This window comes from uncultured Dysosmobacter sp., from assembly GCF_947631635.1.
GTDB lineage: Bacteria > Bacillota > Clostridia > Oscillospirales > Oscillospiraceae > Oscillibacter.
In genome coordinates this window covers 23,845-44,227 of record NZ_CANRMB010000018.1, presented here as the reverse complement: position 1 = coordinate 44,227, position 20,383 = coordinate 23,845, and the positions used below count along the sequence as shown (strand labels likewise).

Sequence of the window (20,383 nt, the reverse complement as noted above, 5' to 3'; positions counted from 1 at the left end):
CTATTTGATCTTCAGCTCCTTCGCCATGTCATTCAGATTGATGGTCAATATCTTACTCACGCCCTGCTCCTGCATGGTGACGCCGTACAGCACGTCGGCCTCCTCCATGGTGCCCCGGCGGTGGGTGATGACGATGAACTGCGTCTTCCCCGCCAGGGTCCGCATATAGCGGGCATAGCGGGTGACGTTGGCGTCGTCCAGCGCGGCTTCGATCTCGTCCATGACGCAGAAGGGCGTGGGATGGACCTTCAAAATGGAGAAGTACAGCGCGATGGCCACAAACGCCTTCTCTCCGCCGGAGAGAAGGGAGATGGTCTTCAGCGTCTTTCCCGGCGGCTGGGCCTTGATCTCAATGCCGCAGCCCAGAATGTCGCTCTCGTCCTCCAATTCCAGCTTTGCCGTACCGCCGCCGAACAATTCCACAAAGGTGGTCTGGAAGCTCTCGCTCAAAAGCTTGAACTGCTCGGCAAAGATGACGGTCATCTGGTTGGTGATCTCCTCGATGATGCCCTCCAGCTCTCCCTTGGCCTTTTCCACATCGTTGCGCTGGTCAGTCAGGTAGGTATAGCGGCCATTCACCCGCTCATACTCCTCAATGGCGCCGATGTTGGGCGTGCCCAGGGCGGAGATATCCCGCTTCAGCTCACCGATGCGGCGGCTGGCCTTGGGAACGCTCTCCAATTCGATGCGCTGGGCCGTGGCGTCGGAGTGGGACAGCTCGTAGTGCTCCCACAGCCGGTCCAGGATCTGCTTTTCCTCCATGGCGTTCGTCGCGATCTTCTGTTCCAGCTTGGAGGCGGCCCGCTCCAGATCCAGCAGGGTCTCGTTCATCTCCTGGCTGGCCCGGTTTTTGGCGGTGCGCTCGGCTTCCAGCGCGATCTTCTCCTCGTTCAGCGCCTTCAGGCGGTCCTGGAACGCCTGTCCCTGGACGGTAAGGTCCTCCACAGCTACCTTTCGCCGGGCGATCTCCCCGCTGGCGGTATCGATATTCCGCTGGTAAGCCCGGACCGTCTCCTCCTTCTGCGTCCGGTCCCCTGCCAGGTCCGCCGCCAGCCGCCGCAGGTCGGCGGCGCGCCGCGTCGTGGCCTCCCGCTCGGCGGTCAGGGCCGCCAGTTCGCTCTTTCTGGCGGTGATCTCCTCCGTCAAAGCGCCGGACCGGGCCAGCAGCTCGGACTGGCCGGAGAGGATCTCCTCAGCCCTGGCGCGGTGATCCGCGGCCAGGTTCTCCTGCTCCGCCACCTGCCGCTCAGCCTGGGCGGCGCGGGCGGCGTTGTCGGTCAGGCGGCCGGACAGACTCTCCAGCTCGCCCTCCAGGTTTTCCAAATTCTCCCGCAGAGAACGCAGGAGGATATCAAAGTGGTTTTTTGTGCCCTCCAGCCGCAGGACCTCGTCCTCAGCGGCACGGCGCTGGCTCTCGGCGGTCTCCAGTTCATACTGGGCCGCGGCCAGTTCCCGCTGGGCCGTCTCCTCCGCGGTCTGGGCGGCGGACAGCTTTTCATGCATGGCGGCGGCGCGGCCATGGAGCTTTTCCAGCTCAGCGGCACGGCTCAGGACGCCCGCACTGCGGCTGGTGGAGCCGCCGGTCATGGAGCCGCCCCGGTTGATGACCTGGCCGTCCAGGGTAACGATGCGGAAGGCGTTGCGGTACTTCCGTGCCATGGCGATGCCGCAGTCCATATCCTCCACGATGACCGTGCGCCCCAAAAGGCTGTTGAAAATATTCTGATACCGCTGGTCGAACTTCACCAGCCGGGAGGCCAGCCCCACGAAGCCAAACTCGTTTTCAATGCCGGGCTGGCGCAACTCGTCTCCCCGGATAGCCGTGAGGGGCAGGAAGGTGGCACGGCCGCCGTCCCGCTGTTTCAGGAAGTTGATGGCCGCTTTCGCGTCCTCCTCCCGGTCCACCACAATATTCTGCAAACCGGCGCCCAAGGCGATCTCGACAGCCAGACTGTACTGCTGGTCCGTTTTCATCAGGTTCGCCACCGGACCGTGGATGCCCCGCAGGCTGCTCTTCGCCTGCATGACCACCTTAACAGCCTTGGAGAAGCCCTCGTACTCCTTTTCCATCTCCGTCAGCAGGCGGATGCGGTTATCCAGCGCTCCCACGTCCATGGTCAGCTTCACCCGCTGTTCCGCGGCGGCGGCGGCTTTCTTCTTCCGCTCCTCCATCCGCAGGCTGTGGCCCGCGATGATGTTGGCGGCAGCGGTGGCCTCGTCCCGGGCGTCTTCCAGCGCCCGCCGGTTGGCCTTGGCCTCTTTTTCCGACATTGCCAGCTGGGCCTCGGCGGCGGCTTTTTCCTGCTCGACAGCGGCCTTGCGCTCTTCGATCTGTCCGTTTTCGGCGGCGATGGCGGCGGCTTCCGCCCGGGCGTCCGCCGCAGCGGCCGCCGCGATGGCCTCCTGGCCCCGCAGGGCCTCCGCCTGGGACTGGGCGCCTCCCGCCTGCTCGGCGGCGGCGCGGGCCTGGGACAGCAGGCCGTCCAAAGCGCCGTTCAGCGCCTGGACCTCCCGGTCGATCTCCGCAATGCGGTCCTCCTGCTCCGCCGCCTGCTTTTCCAATCCTCCGGCGCGGCTGTCGGTCTCCTCCAGCTCCGCCTGGGCCCGCTGAATATTCTCCTGATTGTGGGCGATGGTGCTCTCCAGCACGGCCACGGCGGACTCCTGCTCCTTCACCTGTCCGTCCAGCTCCGCCGCCTGGGTGCGGATGCGCTCCGCCTCCATGTCCTTCTCCCGCATGGTCTCGCCGTACCGCTCTCCCTCGGCGTAGAGGGCATCCAGCGCGGCCCGGGCCTCGTCCCGCTGGGCCTCGGCGGCGCGGAAGTCCGCCTCCAGCTTCCGGGCCCCCGCCTTCAGGGCGTCCAGATTCTCCAGCCAGACAGAGATCTCCAGCAGGCGGAGCTCATCCCGGAGGATCAGGTACTTCTTGGCCTTTTCAGACTGCTCCCGCAAGGGCTCCACCTGCAATTCCAGCTCCGAGATCTTATCGTTGATACGCACCAGGTTCTCCTCCGTGCGCTCCAGCTTCCGCTCGGACTCCTCCTTCCGGTGGCGGAATTTGGAAATGCCGGCGGCCTCCTCAAAGATCTCCCGGCGCTCGCCGCTCTTGGCGGACAGGATCTCGTCGATCTTGCCCTGGCCGATGATGGAGTAGCCCTCCTTGCCCATGCCGGTGTCCATGAACAGCTCCGTCACGTCCTTCAGCCGGACGGACTGGCGGTTGATGTAGTACTCGCTCTCGCCGCTGCGGTAGTACCGGCGGGTGACGGATACCTCCGCCTCCTCCATGGTGGGGAAGATATGCTCCGTGTTGTCGATGACCAGCGTCACCTGGGCAAAGCCCACCTGGTTCCGCTTTTCCGTGCCGCCGAAGATCACATCCTCCATCTTGGCACCCCGCAGGCCCTTGGCGCTCTGCTCACCCATGACCCAGCGGATGGCGTCGGAGATGTTGGACTTGCCGGAGCCGTTGGGCCCCACGATGGCGGTGATATCCTCACCGAAGTTCAGGACCGTCTTGTCCGGGAAGGACTTGAAGCCCTGGATCTCTAATGCTCGTAAGTACACGTTTTCACCTCTGTCATTTCCACATACGATAACTAGGATACTATACCAGAAAACTCCTGACAGTTCAAGAATAATCCATGAAATATTCCCCGCTGTCCCGGGCAGGCAGATATGGGGGAAACTCTGAGGTTTTGTAATCTTTTTGAGATGTTTTGTAACCCTTTTGAGATGTTTTGCTGTCATTTTTCCACTATATTGAATCTATCAAATACAGAGAGGAGACTGCCCATGCACCGATTTTGGAAGAGTCTTTTCCCCCTGCTGGCGGCGTTTGTGCTGTGTGCCGCCGCGGGCTGTGCCCCCGCTGATCCCGCACCGGTCCAGGAGGACTCCGCCGGGCCGGAGACGACGGTCTTTGACTGCGGCGGCATGCAGGCCGGCATCCCCACCCAGTATCTGGATCTGCTTCTGATCGAAACGGACTCCCCTGAAGCCGCCGCAAACGGCGGCTGGCTCCCGCTGCTGTATGTCCGCGAAAAAGCCTCCGTGGAGGCGGCGGAGGCAAACTGGGGCGACAGCAGCGGCATCGGGTTCCTGTTCGGCATCAACGCCCTGGACCAGGCGGCCCTTGAACGCCACCTCTGCTCCGACGGCAGCGGCGTCCGCATCTTCGCCAAAGGCGGGGACCGGTATTACGCCATGGTCTGTCCCACCGACGTGCAATTCTACCGCGGCGACGGCACCATCGACACAGAGAGCGCGGACTGGAAGCAGTGGGAAGTCCTGTGTGCCCTGGGCGAACAGGTCTGCGGCGACTTCATCACTCGCAACGGTCTGACGCCCTATGACGAATCGGCGTTCTGGGAACGGGAATTCACCTATGACGGAAACCACGCCTATGTGAACTACTACCCCTATTTCACCTTCGACGGCGACAAGCGCATCTGGGATACTCTGGTCCTCTCCCAGCCCGCCCGCCAGGGGGAGGGCGGCATCTGGTGCGTGGAGCGGTACTATGACACCAGCGGCAATGTCTATCCCTGGTTCCCGGACAGCGGCATGGCCGCGGCGGACTATTACGCGGAGCTGCAGGCCGCCTGCGACGCGGGCCGGCAGCCGGAGCTGCTGACGCCCCTGGGCGCAGCCAAGCACTTTGAGGAACAGGAATATGGTCTCCGCGAGACCCTGCCGGAGAGCTTTTCCCCGGCGGACGGCGTAGACTTTGCCTACATCGAGACCAACCAGCGGATCAACCGGCTCCTCTCATCCCTGTATTTTGACCGGGAGGTGGACAGCTTGGAGCTTCTGGACTGCATGGGCGTCTTCACGCCGGACAACTGGGGCGTGCTGGGCCGGTCCCACTATGGCTCCGACTGGTGGACGCCTCTCCGCGCCGCCCTGGAAGAGGCCGCCGTGGGCCAGGGGCAGGAGACCCGGGACCGGGACATGATGCGGCTGTATCTCTCCTCCCACGGGCAGTTTGAGGAGGCCATCGCCGGGTTCCTGCAAGCACAGCAAAACGCTGATCCGGCAGTTTTTGACGCAGTCCTCTCCGAATTTTCCCAGGCGGACCAGGCGCGTCTGCAGGCGGCCCTGATACCAACAAATGCCTGACCTCCAAAAACGGCTCCCCTCCGGGAGCCGTTTTGCTGTGGAACAGCGCTCTGAGAAAGTCCAAAAGCGCCAGGGGCCTTTGGGCGGATCTCCTGACCTGATGGGAAAAAGCCCTGATCAACAGCGGCGCCGGCCTTTCTTCCGCCGGTGCCTGTCCAGCGTTATTCTCAATTTGGATTTTGACATTGATTCCCTCCTGTGTTATTCTTTTTAAAAAATAGCGCATTGAGAAGAAAGGGGGAGCGTCATGCGGAAAAAGCAGCTTCGCCTGGTGGTGGCGTTTCATACCACCGCCGGGGCCATGGCGGCGGAACAGCTGTGCCGGAAGCAGGAGCTGGAGGGCCGCCTGATCTCCGTCCCCAGAAGCGTGACCTCCGACTGCGGCATCGCCTGGTCCGCGCCGCCGGAGCTCCGATCCACTCTGGAAACACGGTTTCAGGAGGCGGGCATCGATGCCGCCGGATACTATGAGCTGCTCCTCTGAGTGCATATCCCCTTTTCTTTTGCCCAGCGGTATTTTTTCAAAAAAACAGCGATAGGAGTGTGTGTATGAAACAACAAACCTGGTTCCGGGAGCACGGCATGATCCTGCTGACCGGCGTCATCGTGGGCATCGCGGCCATTGTGCTGACCGCCTGCGGCAACCCCAAGAACATGGGCTTCTGCATCGCCTGCTTTGAGCGGGACATTGCAGGTGCCCTGGGCCTGCACAGTGCGGATAAGGTCCAGTACATCCGTCCGGAGATCATCGGCATCGTCCTGGGCGCCGCCATCACGGCCGCTGCCGCCAAGGAGTTCCGGGCCAAGGCCGGGTCCTCCCCTGCCTGCCGTTTCGTTCTGGGCATGTTCGTCATGATTGGCGCCCTGGTCTTTTTGGGCTGCCCCCTGCGGATGGTCATCCGCCTGGGCGGCGGCGACCTGACCGCCGTCTCCGCCCTGCTGGGCTTCGTCGTGGGCATCCTTGCAGGCGTGGTCTTCCTGCGGAAGGGCTTCTCCCTGGGACGGGCCTATCCCGTCCCCCAGGGCGAGGGGCTGATCCTGCCCGGCGTCATGGTGGTCCTGCTGATGCTGCTGGTGGCCGTTCCCGGCGTGCTGCGCTTCTCTGAGGCCGGTCCCGGCTCCATGCGGGCCTTCTGGGTGATCTCCCTCCTCGCGGGCCTGGCGGTGGGCGCTCTGGCCCAGCGCAGCCGTCTGTGCATGGCCGGCGGCATCCGGGACGCCTTTATGCTCCATGACTTCACCCTGCTGTCCGGCTTCCTGGCCATCTGGATCACCATCACCATCGGCAACCTGATCCTGGGGAATTACGACCTCTCCGCCGTGTCCCAGCCCATCGCCCACAGCCAGCACCTCTGGTCCTTCCTGGGCATGGCCCTGGCGGGCTGGGGCTCCATCCTGCTGGGCGGCTGCCCCCTGCGCCAGCTGATCCTGGCCGGTGAGGGCAACGGCGACTCCGCTGTGACGGTATTCGGCATGATCGTGGGGGCGGCCGTGTCCCACAACTTCGGTCTGGCGGGTGCTGCGGACAGCGTGGCTGAGAATGGTACCTATGTGGTTGGCGGCATCGGCAAGGCCGGTATGATCGCCGTGGTATTCGGCTTTGTGGTCCTGCTGGTCATCTCCCTGACCCATCTTCCCAGAAAGGAGCAAGCATAATCATGGTTGATACAAGAGGTCTCTCCTGCCCCATGCCTGTGATCATGGTGCAAAAGGAGATCCGCAAGAATGCCCCCGCTTCCCTAGAGGTCCTGGCGGACGCCCAGGTGGCGGTGGAAAACCTCACCCGGTTCGCCGTCTCCCAGGGTTATCAGGTGTCCGTGTCCCAGGACGGTCTGGATTTCAAGCTGACGCTGACAAAGTAAAAAACGGCGAAAGGACCGCGGATATCTCCGCGGTCCTTTTTCGTTTCAGGCGCGCTCCTGTCCCTCCCAACCGGCGGGAACGGCAGCACACCTCCGGTCTTTCTTTATTTTGTAATTCTTTTGAGATGACTTCCTGCGGATAACAGATATCATAATATTATAAACAACTTCAAATTAGAGAGAGGGGTATGGAAATGCACCGAGTCAAAAACGCGCTGCTTCCGCTGCTGCTCTGCCTCCTGCTGGCCGGGTGCGGCCAGACGCTGGATGCCGCGCCGTCCGCACAGGAGTCCGAAGCGCCCCCTGCGGAGGCAGCAGCTGTCACAGACCCCCGCAGCCTGGATATCGTTCTGCCGGAGGAGGTCCTGGACTGTCTCACCGTTGTCCGGGAATTTCCCAATGAGGACACAGCCTACCACTGGTTCCCCCTGCTGACTGATAGGCAGCGGGACTCTGATGAACTGCTGTCAGAAGACCCGGAGGGCCACTGGCTCCCCCTGCTGTCCGTCAGCGAAACGGCCTCCCTGGAGGCGTTCCAGGCGGACACCGGCAAAAGCCGGGGCGTCGGGTTCCTATTCGCCGTGGCCGCGCTGGACCAGACCGCCTATGACCGTCTATCGGCCCGTGATATAGCCGGCGCCCGTGTCTTTGCCGAGAGCAGCTGTTGGTACTATGTGTGCATCACCGCCACGGACTGCCAGTATTACCGCGCCGGCCGCGAGATCGACCGGGAGCGTGCGGACTGGGCGCAGTGGGAGGCCCTGTGGGACCTGGACGAACAGGTGTGCGCCGACATCATCACCCGCAACGGCCTGACCGTTCTGGATGCTTGATCCGGCGGAAGAATCGCCGTCCCCGCCTTATCAAATCATAACCACCGGCCGTGCCGGTGGTTATGATTATGTCTCCGTGTCTCCGATTTACTCCCAAAACAGCTCGTCCAGCGTCTTGCCCAGGGCGCGGCAGATGGCGATGCACAGCTTGATGGTGGGGTTGTAGTCGCCCTTTTCAATGGCGTTGATGGTCTGGCGGGACACGCCCACCGCGTCCGCCAGCTGCTGCTGGCTCATGTCCAGGGCCGCCCGGGCGGATTTCAGGCGCAGGTTTTTCATGCCTCTTCATCCTCCCGCCTGTCGGAGAAATGCTTGTGCAGAAAGACCGTCAGCGTCAGCAGGACCGACACACTCACCGCCACAAGCGCCGCGGACACGTTCAGCGTGCCGTCCACCAGCAGCCCCGCCTTCCGCAGGTCGAATACGCCGCAGCCCAGTCCGCCCAAGCCGCCCAAAGCCAAGAGGGCCGCGACCTTCCCCGGCCTCTCGTACAGCCGCAGATAGGCGTCCCTCCGGATCGCCGTCACGGTAAACACCGTGACGCCCAGGTCCAGGCAGAGATAGCCGCCCACCTCTGTCCCGATCCAGGGAAACAGCGTCATGACCGTGTCAAAGAGGAACACGCAGACAGCCAAGGTGAGAAAACCGTATTTGTAGGCCACGCCGCGGGCCTGCTCCTGCCGCTCGTCATAGGGCTGCTTCGGCCCCTGCTCCCTCCGCCAGAAGTGGTACACCAGTCCCAGCCACGCGGCGAACAGCAGTGCCAGCACGATCCAAAAGTTCATGTCTCGTCCTCCATCTCCCAGCGGGCCAGGCAGCGGACGCCGCAGACCGCCGGGATCACACTTCCCTTTTCTGCGCCGCCCCGGACGGGCGGCCGTCTTTGATGGTGCCATTGTAATTCAATGTATATATTTTGTCAAGTATATTTGACTAATTGTCAAAAAAGAATCCGGCGGGCATCACTGCGCCGCCGGTTTTCCCTTCCGCTCTCCGATCTGCCGGTATAGGCACTGCAGGCCGTCGGAGAGGCCGCCCACCTGGTCGATCAGGCCCAGCTGGACCGCCTCCTCGCCATAGATGACGCTGCCCACATCGGCGGCCATGTCGTCCTTTTTCAGCATGAGGGCCTGGAAGTCCTCCCCGCTGATGTGGCTGTGGCCGGACACGAAGGCCACGATGCGCTCCTGGAGACGCTGGAAATAGCTGTACGTCTGCGGCGCGGCGATGACCGTGCCGCTCATGCGCACGGGGTGGATGGTCATGGCGGCGCTGGGCACGGCAAAGCTCCGCCGGGCTGCCACCGCCAGAGGCACGCCGATGGAGTGGCTCCCTCCCAGAACGATGGAGACCGTGGGCTTGGTCATGCCCGCGATCAGCTCCGCGATGGCAAGTCCCGCCTCCACGTCGCCGCCCACGGTGTTCAGCAGAAACAGCACGCCGTCCACCTCCTCGCTCTCCTCCAATTTGGCGAGAAGAGGCAGAACGTGCTCATACTTGGTGGTCTTGGTGTTGGAGGAGGCGGTCATGTGTCCCTCGATCTGTCCGATGATGGTCAGGCAGTACACGGCGCCGTGGGGCGTGCGGGTCAGGGCGGAGCCAAAGTCCAGGATGCCCTGGACGGTCTCCTTATTCTCGGAGCCGTTTTCCTGGTCCGGCTCGGTGGGTTTGGTGTTTTCGGTCATAGTATCCCTCCCTTTCCCTGGTATTGTCCGCATTTTTATGAAAACTACACGCAGTGCGGTCTTTCCTTTTTTCATGGAATATGGTATCATATGGTCAACTTTTTATGGGCCGGAGGTCCGTGTGACGGCGCGGCAGCCGGTCAGCGCTCGCCGCGCCTCGGAAAGAGAAATACGGCCTTTTTAGCACAACTTGATTTTGGACATGTCAACAAATTGAGGAGGCGTTCCCCTTGGAACAGAAAAAACAGCGCATCGTGGTGAAGGTGGGCACCTCCACCCTCACCCATGACTCCGGCAGTCTGGACCTGCGGAGCATGGAGCACCTGGTCCGGACATTGGCGGACCTGAGCGGCATGGGACACGAGATCATCCTGGTGACCTCCGGCGCCATCGCCGTGGGCACGGCCAAGCTGGGCCTCTCTGAGCGGCCGAAGGAGCTGCGGATGAAGCAGGCGGCCGCCGCCGTGGGCCAGTGCCGGATGATGCACATCTACGACAAGCTCTTCTCCGAGTATAACCGCTCCGTGGCCCAGATCCTGCTGACCGGGGACGACGTGGAGGACCCGGACCGGGCGGAGCATCTGAAGGGCACCTTCTCCGCCCTGCTGGAGATGGGCGTGATCCCAGTGGTCAACGAGAACGACTCCGTGTCCTCCGCCGAGATCGAGACCGGGCATCACAAGGTCCTGGGCGACAACGACACCCTGTCCGCCATCGTGGCGGAGTTGTGCCGGGCGGACCTGCTGATCCTGTGCTCCGACATCGACGGCCTGTATGACGCGGACCCCAAGGCCCATCCTGACGCAAAGCTGCTCCACCAGGTGACGGAGCTGACGCCGGACATCCTGGAGATGGCAGGCGGCGCGGGCACCTGGCGGGGCACCGGCGGCATGGCCACCAAGCTCTCCGCCGCCCGCATTGCGATGAACGCCGGGTGTGACATGGTCATCACCAACGGCGAGCGGATGGAGGACCTCTACGGCATCGTAGAGGGGCAGGACATCGGGACGCGGTTCACGGCAAGGGCGTGAACCGGAAGTGGATGCATTTCTACATCATCGATTTTTTGACCCTGGGAATGCTGGCCGTGGAGATCATCGGTATGCGCTTCGCCGTATCTGTATACAGGACCCATCCGGGCTTGCGGCTCATATGTCTGCCCGCCGCTGTGGTCCTTTTTCACAATATGTCCTGCCTGTTCCATGCATCGCTTAATCTTTTCTGCATCCATCCAAAAAATATTCTGCGAAAAATGACATCCGCCTTTATAAGCATACTAATGCCGTCATCATGCATGTTTCGTTCCTTGTTCTGACGGTTCCCACAGGATACAGCGCACTGCAAGTATGGGCGTCGGTTTAAAAAATCGCCTATGTCCGCGCCATATCCGTTTCCCGGAAGACACCTTTTTACATTCCGGATGATGTTTTTGGCTTTGGTCTTTGCTCCTCCGCATGATGATTCCCTTCCATTGGCGCGGATATCGATTCTCTTGATCATATAGTCAGCGCAGCTGAAAAAGAGCTTGGGTTCTTTTCAACTGTTCCGACTATAAAGCAAGTTCTCTCATATGCACGGCAGTCACACGGATCGCCGCGCTGGATTCTAGTCGTTTTTAAGGAGGTCCTCTTATGACCGCATTACAACAGCAGGGCGCGGCGGCGAAGGCCGCCAGCTACACCCTGGCCACCGCTGGCACCGCAAAGAAAAACCAGGCTCTGGAGGCCATCGCCGCCATTCTGACGGAACGTCAGGCCCAGTGGCTCTCCGCCAACGCCGATGACGTCGCCGCCGCAAAGGAGGCGGGGATGCGCCCCGCCATGCTGGACCGGCTGACCCTGACAGCGGACCGCATCGCCGGCATCGTGGACGGCGTGCGGCAGGTGGCGGCTCTGCCGGACCCCATCGGCCGGGTGGATCGGATGGAGACCCGGCCCAACGGCCTCATCATCGGGCGGCGGCGGGTGCCCCTGGGCGTCATCGCCATCATCTTCGAGGCCCGGCCCAACGTCACTGTGGACGCGGCGGCGCTGTGCCTGAAATCCGGCAATGTGTGCATCCTCCGGGGCGGCAAGGAGGCCATCCGCTCCAACCGCTGTGTGGCGGCTCTCATGCGGGAGGCTCTGGAATCCGTTGGATTGCCCGCCGACTGTATCTCCCTGGTGCAGGACACCAGTCATAAGACGGCCAATGAGCTGATGCATCTGGACGGCTATGTGGATGTGCTGATCCCCCGGGGCGGCGCGAGCCTGATCCGCACGGTGGCAAAGGAGGCCAGCGTGCCGGTCATCCGCACCGGCGAGGGCGTGTGCCACATCTATGTGGATGACGAGGCGGACCTGGACATGGCCGCCAAAGTGCTGTTCAACGCCAAGTGCTCCCGCCCCTCCGTGTGCAACGCCGTGGAGTGCGTGCTGGTGCACCGGGACGCGGCGGCGGACTTCTGGAAAAAGGCGCTCCCCCTGCTGGATGAAAAGGGCGTGGAGCTGCGGGCCGACGGAGAGGCTCTGGAGCTTCTGGGCACCCGTGCCCGTCCCGCCGCGGAGAGCGACTGGGACGCGGAATACGACGATTACATCCTGGCCGTCCGCACGGTGGGCGGTCTGGACGAGGCCGTTGATTTCATCAACGTCCACGGCACCGGCCACTCCGAGAGCATCCTCACGAAGAACTATTTCAAGGCCCAGCGCTTCCTGGACGCGGTGGACGCGGCGGCGGTGTATGTCAACGCCTCCACCCGCTTCACCGACGGCGGCGAGTTCGGCCTGGGAGCCGAGATCGGCATCTCCACCCAGAAGATGCACGCCCGGGGGCCCATGGGCCTGGAGGAGCTGACCAGCTGCAAATACATCATCTACGGCGAGGGACAGGTCCGGTGAGACCGCCCTATCCGTCATAAAAACGATTCGAGAGAAAGGAGCGTTCCCCATGGTATTTGAAACCATCGCCCTGAGCGTTATCACGGTTTTGCTGCTGCTTCTGATGCTGACCCGGAAGGCCGGGCACGTTAAGCTGCTCCTGGCGGTCCTGACCGCCGCCGCCTCCATTGCCTCCATGGTGCTGTTCATCCTCATGCAGCGGTCCAGCGGCGGCCCGGACGACGGGCAGGAGCTGTTTCAGCAGTACGTCCCCTGCGCCCTCTATCTGCTGGCAGCGCTGTTCAGCCTTCTGATGGCTGCCCTGAGCCGCCGGAAGCTCCGCATGGACAAGGCGGCAAAGGCGGTGTCCAAGCATCAGGCTCCCCCGCCGCCCAAGGAAGAGGCCGATTGATATAAAGCTGCGTCTCCGGGGCGGCTTTGGGCGCATCTTCTCTGCAAAGCGGCAGGTACGATAAGAATGGAGGACTCCGTATGCAGGAATATCTCCCCCGCATTCTGGGCTTTACCTGCCTTTGTATCGGCATCTGGGCGTTGAAAAAGTCCACTCCATGGAAGCTTTTGCTGACCGCCGGACTGCTGGCTACAGCGATATGGTCCCTTTTCTGGACGGCAACAGCAAAGCTTCTCCTCGCCTTTCCTGTGGCTGCACTTCTGGCTGTGGAGGTCTGGTGGCTGCCCCGAACCTATAATCAAATAACTTGAAAAGTGAATTTATCACTTTTCAAGTGTTACAGCGCATGTGCGCTGTGACAGGCCGCGGACCGCGGCCTTGCTTTGGATTTCATATTCAATCACTGTGCGCTTTACGCACAGCGGGCATCGCCCGCCTGAAAAATCGCATGCGATTTTTCAAGTGAATGGACTATATCAGCGAGATCCTGTGCCGCCCCTGGCCGCTCTCATCGTGCTGCTGGGCCTGCTGCCGCTGACCGGCATGGGCCGCCAGCTGTTCGGCAGGTATCCGCTCCCATCCCCGGAGCGGGAGGAAGGGTTCTTGGCCTGCGCTGCCGCTCTGCTGATCGGTATCAGCGCCGCCGCTGCCCTGATCCGTGTCCTGTGCAGACGATATCTTGAGAAAAGAGGTTGATTTCCCGTGAAAACATTTGGTTTTATCGGCACCGGCAACATGGGCGGTGCCCTGGCCCGTGCGGCCCGGAAGAGCCTGGCCGGCCAGCAGGTGCTGCTGTCCAACCGCACGGCGGAAAAAGCCCGGCTCCTGGCGGAGGAGCTGGACTGTCTGGCGGCGAACAACACCGCTGTGGCGGAGCAGGCGGACGTCATCTTCCTGGGCGTCAAGCCCCAGATGATGGCGGAGCTGCTGGCGGACATCGGCCCCGTCCTGGCCCGGCGGCAGAGCCGCTTCCTCCTAGTGACCATGGCGGCGGGCCTGACCATCGCCCGCATCCAGGAGCTGGCGGGCGGCGGGTATCCCGTCATCCGCATCATGCCCAACACCCCCGCCTCCATCGGCGCGGGCATGATCCTCTACACCTGCGGCGAGGGCGTCACCAAGCCGGAGGAGGAGGCGTTTCTGGAAGCCATGGCGGGCGCGGGCCGTTTCTCCCCCCTGCCGGAGAAGCTGATAGACGCCGGATCCGCTGTGTCCGGCTGCGGTCCCGCCTTTGTGGACCTCTTTATCGAGGCCCTGGCGGACGGCGGCGTGGCCTGCGGCCTGCCCCGGACCCAGGCTCTGGAATTCGCCGCCCAGATGGTGGCCGGCTCTGCCCGGCTGGTGCTGGAGAGCCGGCAGCACCCCGGCGTGCTGAAGGACGCGGTCTGCTCCCCCGGCGGCACCACCATCCAGGGGGTCCGGGTCCTGGAGAAAGCCGGATTCCGGGGCGCGGTCATGGACGCGGTCATCGCGGCCTATGAAAAAAACGCGGATCTGAAGTGAGCGGTCCGCACCAAACCATTGATATGCAGGAGGCTTTCTTATGGGTTTTCTCGATAAATTTCGCAAGAAAAAAACGGAGGTCACGCCCGGCGGCTCTCCGATCTACCGCTATGAGACCCCGGAGGACCAGGGTTGGCGGCCTCCCCAGGCCTACGGCACCTATGCCGAGGAGATCACCCAATACTTCGAGGCGCTGTTTCCCAACCGGGAGAGCTTTGTCTATCACGAGCTGATCTCCGATCTGGTCCACATCGATGTGAATATCCTGCGGCCCACGCCGGAGAAGAATTACTACGTGCTCTACACCACCGGCATGAGCGACCTGCCCATGACCCTGCCGGACGACCTGGCGGACCGGGAGGACCTGAAATACGCGGAGCTCTTTCTGTTCCTGCCCGGCGACTGGGACCTGGGCAAAACCGGCGATCTGAACAGCAGTCTGCCCCATTCCAGCTACTGGCCCATCCAGACGCTGAAATTTTTGGCCCGGTTCCCCCATGAGTACAAGACCTGGCTTGCCTGGGGCCACACCATGCCCAACGGTCCGGCGTACGCCCCGCTGTGCGACGGGCTGGGCTTCGGCGGCGTCGTCCTGGACCAGCTGGGCGGCCAACTGGCCTCTCTGGACACCAAGGACGGCACTCACATCAGTTTCCTCTTCGCCATCCCCGCCTACAAGGAGGAGATCGAGTATAAGCTGAAATACGGCATGGAGGCCTTGAGCAAACGCTTTGCGGAACAGGAGCTCCCCATGGTGCTGGACGTCCACCGGCCCAACTTCTGCGCCGATTTCAAGGAAATTCTGGACTGAACCTCCCCCCTCTCCATCAGAAACCGATCGTCTCCCGATAAAAAAGCCGGACCATGGAAGATGTTCCATGGTCCGGCTCTTTTGCCGCCCATATGGGGTCAGATCAAGTCTCCTTCGGAATGGTCCCGCAGGGGCAGGTCCCGGAAGATGGCGGCTTCGATGGCCTCATACTCCCCCGGTCCCCGGGAGCGGCGCAGCTTTTTGTCCAGCCGCTCCCTGTGTTCAAAGAGGTGGATCAGGTAGAACCAGACCTCCTTCATCCGCTGGGCCGCCGGGCCCACCTGCCCATAAAAGACCTGATACTCCCGGTACAGCGTCTGGGTAAAGGTCCGCAGCTCCTCCCGGGTGGCGGCGGGGCCGCCGCGGAGCTTCCGCAGCAGCCCCGGGTCCGCCACAGCGCCCCGGCCGATCATCACCGCATCCGCCCTGGGGAACCTGTCCGCAAATGCTTCCACCTCCGCCACCGTCCGCAGGTCGCCGTTGTAGCACACCGGGTTCCTGCTCTCCGCCAGAGCCTGGGCAAAGGCGTCCAGATGGACGGCCCCCCGGTATTTCTCCTTCTGCACCCGGGCGTGGATGGTCAGGCAGGCAATGGGATAGCGGTTATAGATCTCCAGCAGCCGGGGAAATTCCGCCTCCGTCTGGATGCCCAGCCGGGTCTTGACGGACACAGGCAGCCGGACCTTGGAAAACACCTGGTCAAAGAACCGGTCCAGCTCCTCCGGCTTTGCCAGAAAGCCGGAGCCCTTCCCCTTGGCCGTCACGGTCCCGGAGGGGCAGCCCAGATTCAGGTTCACCTCCGGATAGCCCAGATCCCGCACCAGCTCCGCCGCCCAGAGGAAGTCCTCCGCCCGGCATGTCATCACCTGGGGCACCAGGGGCATCCCGCCGTTATTGGCCGGGTCCAGCTCCCGCCGGTCCCGGTCTGTCAGAATGTGCTGTCCGGTGGGGGAGAAAAAGGGGATAAAGTACCGGTCCGCGCCGCCGAACTGTTGGTGCCACACCCGGCGAAACACCACCTTCGTAATGCCGTCCAGCGGGGCGAAGTCATAACGCCGGATCATTTCAGCTTTTCGTCCCACTCCGCCTGCCGGAAGCCGGTCAGCACAAAGCCGTCCCCCACCAGGATGGGGCGCTTTACCAGCATCCCGTCGGTGGCCAGCAGGGCCAGCTGCTCCTCCTCGCTCATGGCGGGCAGCTTGTCCTTCAGGGACAGGGCCTTATATTGCAGGCCGCTGGTGTTGAAGAATTTTTTCAGGGGCAGTCCGCTGGCCTGCCACCACGTCCGAAGCTCGCCGGCGCTGGGGTTTTCCAGCTTGATGTCCCGCAGCTCGTAAGCGGCGCCCTTGGCGTCCAGATACGCTTTCGCCCTCTGGCAGGTGGTGCATTTGGGATAGCAGAGAAATAACATGAAAAGTCCCTCCTGATATATTTTAAAATAAATGCAGCTGTTCTCCGGCCTGCCGGTCCTCAAACTCCATGAGGTAGGCCATTGCCTCCTTCGGCTCGCAGATGACGCCGCGGGCGCGGCACGCCTCCCGGAAAATCGCCGACAGCTTCGCGGCGTTTGGACTTGGACACTGGTAGGCGTTTCCAAAGGCGCGGATATACCGCTCCTTCATACCCGGAAAATGGCGGTCCAGCTGCTTGTAAAAATACTGCCGGTCTCCGTCCCGCAGCGTCACGCCCATGCCGAAGTTCACAATGACCTCCACCCCGGCGGCAAAGCACTGGTCCAAAAGGCCCCGCAGGTTCTCCTCCGTGTCGTTGAGGAACGGCAGGATGGGACACAACCACACGCCGGTGTGGATGCCGTGTTCCCGGCAGGTCCGCAGCATCTTGGCCCGCTGCTCTGTGGTGCAGACATGGGGCTCCAGAATGCGGCACAGGTCCTCGTCAAAGGTGGTGAGGGTGGTGCAAACCACAGCTTTGGCCTTGCTGTTGATGCTCTCCAGCAGGTCCAGATCCCGCAGGAGCAGGTCGGATTTGGTGAGGATGGACACGCCGAAGCCGTGGCGGTCGATGACCTCCAGGCAGCGCCTTGTCAGCCTTGTCTCCCGCTCCAGGGGCAGATAGGGGTCGCACATGGAGCCGGTGCCGATCATGCACCGGCGGCGCTTGCGGCGGAGGGCGTCCTCCAGCAGCTCCGGGGCGTTCCGCTTCACCGCCACATCTTCAAATTCGTGGTCCATCTGGTAGCAGGTGCTGCGGGAGTCGCAGTAGATGCACCCGTGGGTGCATCCCCGGTAGACGTTCATGCCGTTGCGGGCGGAGAGGATGGTCTTTGCCTCGATCTCATGCATGGGCCGCCCTCCTCTCCTGTCGGATATGAGTATAGCAAAAAGGCTCCGCAGGGGCAAGCCCCTCTTTGGAAAACGGTCCTCCTTTCCCGGGAAATGACAGGAAAAGCCCCGGAAGGCAATCCTTCCGGGGCACGGTTCAATGGCCTTTGTGCTTCTCCCGCTGTTTTTCCCGGCGCAGGGCAAACCGGCGGTCCTTTTCCGCCTCCCGTTCCTCCCGGGAACGGCGTTTTTTCGCCGCTTTCCCCTGCTCCTGCTGCAGCTTCAGCGCCTGCTGGGCCTTCGTCCCGATCCCCGTGTTTTGCAGCTCCCGCTTGATCCGGCGCTGCATCCGCTTGGGGCTGACCCTCCGGTCCGCAGGCTCCTCCGCTTCCATGGAAGGACTGAACCGCAGATGCCGCCAATGCTCCAGCAGAAAGGAGTAGACCTCCTGATCCCTCGGCTCCGCGCCGAACACGATCCGGCAGGCCTCATAGGTCCCGCCGCCTCCCCGCTCATAGAGTCCCACCCAAAAGGGGTTCTCAAAGCGGACGGTCAATCTGGCATATCCGGTTTCCATGTGCATGTCCTCCTTTAAAATGGTCGTTCGGAGAACGGACAACCAAGGAGGCAGGTTACTGATATCCGCAATGCGCGGATACGCCCGGACTACCGACCGGGCCGTGTTTTTATCTCCGCAAGCTCCATGATAAGCGCCGTCTGCCCCGCCGTCAAGCGCCGGGGCAAAAAAACGCCGCAAAGCATGGCCAGAGCCGCAGGAGCCGGTCCTTTTGCAGAAGCGGCGCCGCTCTCGCCGCGCCACTCCGCTTCAAATCTAATATTTATTGGGGGCCTTGTGCTGTCCGCACGATCTGATGCGGTTCAAAAAGTCTTTGCGGGGCATGGGTCCCGCCGAAGCGCCCCTACCGGCGGCCGCACCTGATATAGTCAGATACAGAGGGCCGCATACGCGGCCTGCCATGCTGCACAGCAGCATGGCGTTGAAAAGACTTTTGGGGAGTCTTTTCAACTGTGTCGACTATCTCGTCCATGAACTCGAAAAAACGCACGGGGATGGACGATGAAATTCCAATCAAGGCAGCGGTCCGCGGCCTGTCACAGCGCGCAGGCGCTGTGACACTGGAAATGTGAATGGATCCCGTTTCCAGTGATTTAATTATAGCATCCGCCGCCGATGAATTCACGCATCAGAGAGGTCCTCGGCACATCATCGGAGGGGATCGGCAAAAAGTAGTTCAGGAATTTCAGCAGGCGCTTTGCCTCGATGTATTCGTCGCAGTCTCTCGGCACGCCAAAGAGCAGCGGCTCCACATAGGGCTTCAGAAGGGCCGTCTCATAGATCAGCGCCGAGTTGAAGATCACGTCCGCACTATCCTGGAAGGGGAAAATGTGCTCTTCCTCTCCCTGTCTGACGGACGGCCACATCTGAATGGTCGCCCGGGCGCTGTATCCCCGGGTCCGCGCGTCCCGCTCGATCCTGCGCAGAAGGCGCACGTCCGTGGTGGGGATACGATTGTGGTCATCGATATTCAGCGTGGTCAGGCAGCTGATGTAGATCTTATACTTGCTCTCATTGGGCAGAGAGTAGGAGAGCTGGTCGTTCAGGCAGTGGATGCCCTCAAGGACCAGAACGTCCTGCTCGCCCAAGGCCAGGTAGTCCCCGTTGTATTCGCGCACGCCCTTCTTGAAGTTGAACTGCGGCATCTCCACGGTCTCGCCCTTCAGCAGCCGCGTCATATCCGTGTTGAACCGCTCCACATCCATGGCGTCCAGGCACTCAAAGTCATACTGGCCGTTTTCATCCCGGGGCGTCTCCGAACGGTTTTTGAAATAATTGTCCGTGGCGATGGCGTGGGGGCGCATCCCGCGGGCCAGCAGCTGCGTGGACAGCCGGTGGGAAAAGGTGGTCTTTCCCGAGGAGGAGGGGCCGGCGATCATGATGAACCGGACGTCTTTCCGCTTCGCGATCTCCTCCGCGATATCTCCGATCTGCTTCTCCATCATGGCCTCATGGGCCAGGATCATCTGCGTGGCATTCCCCTTGGAGACCATCTCGTTCATCTCTGCCACATTGGAGATCTTCAACGCCTCAGAGCGCAGCGTGGCGTCGTAGAGTTCCCGGAACACCTTCATAGAGGGCTTGAATTCCTCCAGCCGACGCGGGTCGCTCTGGGCAGGCATCCGCAGGACAAAGCCGCTCTCAAACAGCTCCAGGGCAAAATATTTTATATAGCCGGCGTCAGGGACCATGTACCCGTAAAAATAATCCGAGAATTCATCCAGGGAATAGATATTGACATGGGAGTTGATCCGGAAGCCAAACAGGCCCGCCTTATCATACATCCGCTCCCGCCGGAACAGCTCCACCGCGTCATCTGTGCTGACGGACTTTTTCCGAATGGGCGCCGCCTGCTCCACAAGCGTCCGCATGCGGGCCTCCACCCGGTCCAGAAGCTCCTGCGTCAGGGTAAACGCCCCTTTTGCCCGGATGAACAGCGCATGGCTGATGGAGTATTCCACGGAGATGCGCTCCACCTGATCCCGGCCGACCACATCGTAAAAGGCCTTCAGCATCAGGAAAACCGCGCTGCGCTCATAGGTCTGTATGCCCGGCTTATCCGCCGCCGTCACCATCTTCAGCGTGCAGTCCCGGTCCAGGGTCTTGTGCAGCTCGCAGAGCTTTCCGTTCCGGTTGACCAGCAGGATATCATGGGCGTATTTCTCCTGGAAATCAGCGGCGATCTCCCGGTACGTGGTTCCAAAGGGATATGTATACGCCGCTCCATCCACGGTCACTGTCATCAAGTTTGTCCGTTCCATCGAATGACCTCCTCAAACGTTCTGTGCATCTCTTAGGACGCGGTGCGGGTCCATAGGGGCAGCTGTGCCAGCCACTATTTTACTATCATACACCATATTGCGTGGAAATGGCTATCGTTTTTCTCATATTTGTTTTCGATTTTCACGGCGGAAATGGAACAGTGCCGGTCCACGCCCG

21 protein-coding genes are annotated in these 20,383 nt (G+C 61.9%); 12 read left to right on the top strand and 9 right to left on the bottom strand.

Features of this window, described 5'->3' with window-relative positions:
* The gene (gene smc / locus Q0Z71_RS10265) at window positions 1-3,567 is read right to left on the bottom strand and encodes a chromosome segregation protein SMC (protein ID WP_298021932.1); all 3,567 of its coding nucleotides are present in this window, start codon (window positions 3,565-3,567) and stop codon (window positions 1-3) included.
* A 228-nt stretch (window positions 3,568-3,795) separates the two neighbouring features.
* On the opposite strand from smc, the gene Q0Z71_RS10260 reads away from it, so the two are divergent.
* The 5 genes from Q0Z71_RS10260 to Q0Z71_RS10240 all read left to right on the top strand — a co-directional run bounded on the left by Q0Z71_RS10260 (window position 3,796) and on the right by Q0Z71_RS10240 (window position 7,816).
* Complete coding sequence (locus Q0Z71_RS10260; protein ID WP_298021929.1) at window positions 3,796-5,121, top strand: hypothetical protein; 1,326 nt, start codon at window positions 3,796-3,798, stop codon at window positions 5,119-5,121.
* Window positions 5,122-5,368: 247 nt separating this feature from the next.
* The gene (locus Q0Z71_RS10255; RefSeq protein WP_298021927.1) at window positions 5,369-5,605 is read left to right on the top strand and encodes a DUF3343 domain-containing protein; all 237 of its coding nucleotides are present in this window, start codon (window positions 5,369-5,371) and stop codon (window positions 5,603-5,605) included.
* Between the two features lie 65 nt (window positions 5,606-5,670).
* Window positions 5,671-6,777 (top strand): YedE family putative selenium transporter, encoded by a 1,107-nt coding sequence (gene yedE, locus Q0Z71_RS10250; protein WP_298021924.1) that lies wholly within the window; start codon window positions 5,671-5,673, stop codon window positions 6,775-6,777.
* A 2-nt stretch (window positions 6,778-6,779) separates the two neighbouring features.
* On the top strand, window positions 6,780-6,983 hold the full coding sequence (locus tag Q0Z71_RS10245) for a sulfurtransferase TusA family protein (protein WP_298021921.1): 204 nt from the start codon (window positions 6,780-6,782) through the stop codon (window positions 6,981-6,983).
* Between the two features lie 194 nt (window positions 6,984-7,177).
* Complete coding sequence (locus Q0Z71_RS10240; protein WP_298021918.1) at window positions 7,178-7,816, top strand: hypothetical protein; 639 nt, start codon at window positions 7,178-7,180, stop codon at window positions 7,814-7,816.
* A gap of 87 nt (window positions 7,817-7,903) precedes the next feature.
* Here the strand turns inward: Q0Z71_RS10240 and Q0Z71_RS10235 are convergent, their stop codons facing one another.
* The 3 genes from Q0Z71_RS10235 to Q0Z71_RS10225 form a co-directional block, all read right to left on the bottom strand.
* Complete coding sequence (locus tag Q0Z71_RS10235) at window positions 7,904-8,095, bottom strand: helix-turn-helix transcriptional regulator (protein WP_298021915.1); 192 nt, start codon at window positions 8,093-8,095, stop codon at window positions 7,904-7,906.
* Window positions 8,092-8,601, bottom strand: coding sequence for a hypothetical protein (locus tag Q0Z71_RS10230; protein ID WP_298021912.1), 510 nt, complete (start codon window positions 8,599-8,601; stop codon window positions 8,092-8,094). Before Q0Z71_RS10230 ends, Q0Z71_RS10235 begins: the two co-directional genes overlap by 4 nt.
* Window positions 8,602-8,778: 177 nt before the next feature.
* Window positions 8,779-9,501: a ClpP family protease gene (locus Q0Z71_RS10225; RefSeq protein ID WP_298021909.1), complete on the bottom strand. Its 723-nt coding sequence runs from the start codon at window positions 9,499-9,501 to the stop codon at window positions 8,779-8,781.
* A 230-nt stretch (window positions 9,502-9,731) separates the two neighbouring features.
* On the opposite strand from Q0Z71_RS10225, the gene proB reads away from it, so the two are divergent.
* From proB to Q0Z71_RS10190, 7 genes are all read left to right on the top strand, one after another.
* Window positions 9,732-10,532, top strand: coding sequence for a glutamate 5-kinase (proB, locus tag Q0Z71_RS10220; RefSeq protein WP_298021904.1), 801 nt, complete (start codon window positions 9,732-9,734; stop codon window positions 10,530-10,532).
* 600 nt (window positions 10,533-11,132) lie between these two features.
* Window positions 11,133-12,380, top strand: coding sequence for a glutamate-5-semialdehyde dehydrogenase (locus Q0Z71_RS10215; RefSeq protein ID WP_298021901.1), 1,248 nt, complete (start codon window positions 11,133-11,135; stop codon window positions 12,378-12,380).
* Between the two features lie 49 nt (window positions 12,381-12,429).
* Complete coding sequence (locus Q0Z71_RS10210) at window positions 12,430-12,771, top strand: hypothetical protein (protein ID WP_298021899.1); 342 nt, start codon at window positions 12,430-12,432, stop codon at window positions 12,769-12,771.
* A gap of 80 nt (window positions 12,772-12,851) precedes the next feature.
* Window positions 12,852-13,082, top strand: a complete 231-nt coding sequence (locus Q0Z71_RS10205; RefSeq protein WP_298021895.1) for a hypothetical protein — start codon at window positions 12,852-12,854, stop codon at window positions 13,080-13,082.
* Between the two features lie 151 nt (window positions 13,083-13,233).
* On the top strand, window positions 13,234-13,467 hold the full coding sequence (locus tag Q0Z71_RS10200; RefSeq protein WP_298021891.1) for a hypothetical protein: 234 nt from the start codon (window positions 13,234-13,236) through the stop codon (window positions 13,465-13,467).
* Window positions 13,468-13,473: 6 nt separating this feature from the next.
* Complete coding sequence (gene proC / locus Q0Z71_RS10195; RefSeq protein WP_298021888.1) at window positions 13,474-14,274, top strand: pyrroline-5-carboxylate reductase; 801 nt, start codon at window positions 13,474-13,476, stop codon at window positions 14,272-14,274.
* Window positions 14,275-14,314: 40 nt separating this feature from the next.
* Window positions 14,315-15,085 carry a suppressor of fused domain protein gene (locus Q0Z71_RS10190; RefSeq protein ID WP_298021885.1) on the top strand — a complete coding sequence of 257 codons (771 nt, stop codon included), beginning with the start codon at window positions 14,315-14,317 and terminating at the stop codon, window positions 15,083-15,085.
* Between the two features lie 98 nt (window positions 15,086-15,183).
* Here Q0Z71_RS10190 and Q0Z71_RS10185 read toward each other — a convergent pair whose 3' ends face one another.
* The 5 genes from Q0Z71_RS10185 to Q0Z71_RS10165 form a co-directional block, all read right to left on the bottom strand.
* Window positions 15,184-16,149, bottom strand: coding sequence for a tRNA-dihydrouridine synthase (locus Q0Z71_RS10185; protein ID WP_298021882.1), 966 nt, complete (start codon window positions 16,147-16,149; stop codon window positions 15,184-15,186).
* Window positions 16,146-16,496 carry an arsenate reductase family protein gene (locus Q0Z71_RS10180; protein ID WP_298021879.1) on the bottom strand — a complete coding sequence of 117 codons (351 nt, stop codon included), beginning with the start codon at window positions 16,494-16,496 and terminating at the stop codon, window positions 16,146-16,148. Before Q0Z71_RS10180 ends, Q0Z71_RS10185 begins: the two co-directional genes overlap by 4 nt.
* 22 nt (window positions 16,497-16,518) lie before the next feature.
* Window positions 16,519-17,388 (bottom strand): radical SAM protein, encoded by an 870-nt coding sequence (locus Q0Z71_RS10175; RefSeq protein WP_298021876.1) that lies wholly within the window; start codon window positions 17,386-17,388, stop codon window positions 16,519-16,521.
* A gap of 136 nt (window positions 17,389-17,524) precedes the next feature.
* Window positions 17,525-17,944: a YjdF family protein gene (locus Q0Z71_RS10170; RefSeq protein ID WP_298021873.1), complete on the bottom strand. Its 420-nt coding sequence runs from the start codon at window positions 17,942-17,944 to the stop codon at window positions 17,525-17,527.
* A 593-nt stretch (window positions 17,945-18,537) separates the two neighbouring features.
* Window positions 18,538-20,205: a nucleoside kinase gene (locus Q0Z71_RS10165; protein ID WP_298021870.1), complete on the bottom strand. Its 1,668-nt coding sequence runs from the start codon at window positions 20,203-20,205 to the stop codon at window positions 18,538-18,540.
* Between the last annotated feature and the right edge of the window lie 178 nt (window positions 20,206-20,383).

What these genes read in the sequence shown, in the direction of transcription:
- Q0Z71_RS10260 (WP_298021929.1), top strand. Translation starts at nt 3,796, where the DNA reads ATGCACCGATTTTGGAAGAGTCTTTTCCCCCTGCTGGCGGCGTTTGTG.
- Q0Z71_RS10255 (WP_298021927.1), top strand. Translation starts at nt 5,369, where the DNA reads ATGCGGAAAAAGCAGCTTCGCCTGGTGGTGGCGTTTCATACCACCGCC.
- yedE (WP_298021924.1), top strand. Translation starts at nt 5,671, where the DNA reads ATGAAACAACAAACCTGGTTCCGGGAGCACGGCATGATCCTGCTGACC.
- Q0Z71_RS10245 (WP_298021921.1), top strand. Translation starts at nt 6,780, where the DNA reads ATGGTTGATACAAGAGGTCTCTCCTGCCCCATGCCTGTGATCATGGTG.
- Q0Z71_RS10240 (WP_298021918.1), top strand. Translation starts at nt 7,178, where the DNA reads ATGCACCGAGTCAAAAACGCGCTGCTTCCGCTGCTGCTCTGCCTCCTG.
- Q0Z71_RS10235 (WP_298021915.1), bottom strand. Translation starts at nt 8,095, where the DNA reads ATGAAAAACCTGCGCCTGAAATCCGCCCGGGCGGCCCTGGACATGAGC.
- Q0Z71_RS10230 (WP_298021912.1), bottom strand. Translation starts at nt 8,601, where the DNA reads ATGAACTTTTGGATCGTGCTGGCACTGCTGTTCGCCGCGTGGCTGGGA.
- Q0Z71_RS10225 (WP_298021909.1), bottom strand. Translation starts at nt 9,501, where the DNA reads ATGACCGAAAACACCAAACCCACCGAGCCGGACCAGGAAAACGGCTCC.
- Q0Z71_RS10215 (WP_298021901.1), top strand. Translation starts at nt 11,133, where the DNA reads ATGACCGCATTACAACAGCAGGGCGCGGCGGCGAAGGCCGCCAGCTAC.
- Q0Z71_RS10210 (WP_298021899.1), top strand. Translation starts at nt 12,430, where the DNA reads ATGGTATTTGAAACCATCGCCCTGAGCGTTATCACGGTTTTGCTGCTG.
- Q0Z71_RS10205 (WP_298021895.1), top strand. Translation starts at nt 12,852, where the DNA reads ATGCAGGAATATCTCCCCCGCATTCTGGGCTTTACCTGCCTTTGTATC.
- Q0Z71_RS10190 (WP_298021885.1), top strand. Translation starts at nt 14,315, where the DNA reads ATGGGTTTTCTCGATAAATTTCGCAAGAAAAAAACGGAGGTCACGCCC.
- Q0Z71_RS10185 (WP_298021882.1), bottom strand. Translation starts at nt 16,149, where the DNA reads ATGATCCGGCGTTATGACTTCGCCCCGCTGGACGGCATTACGAAGGTG.
- Q0Z71_RS10180 (WP_298021879.1), bottom strand. Translation starts at nt 16,496, where the DNA reads ATGTTATTTCTCTGCTATCCCAAATGCACCACCTGCCAGAGGGCGAAA.
- Q0Z71_RS10175 (WP_298021876.1), bottom strand. Translation starts at nt 17,388, where the DNA reads ATGCATGAGATCGAGGCAAAGACCATCCTCTCCGCCCGCAACGGCATG.
- Q0Z71_RS10170 (WP_298021873.1), bottom strand. Translation starts at nt 17,944, where the DNA reads ATGGAAACCGGATATGCCAGATTGACCGTCCGCTTTGAGAACCCCTTT.
- Q0Z71_RS10165 (WP_298021870.1), bottom strand. Translation starts at nt 20,205, where the DNA reads ATGGAACGGACAAACTTGATGACAGTGACCGTGGATGGAGCGGCGTAT.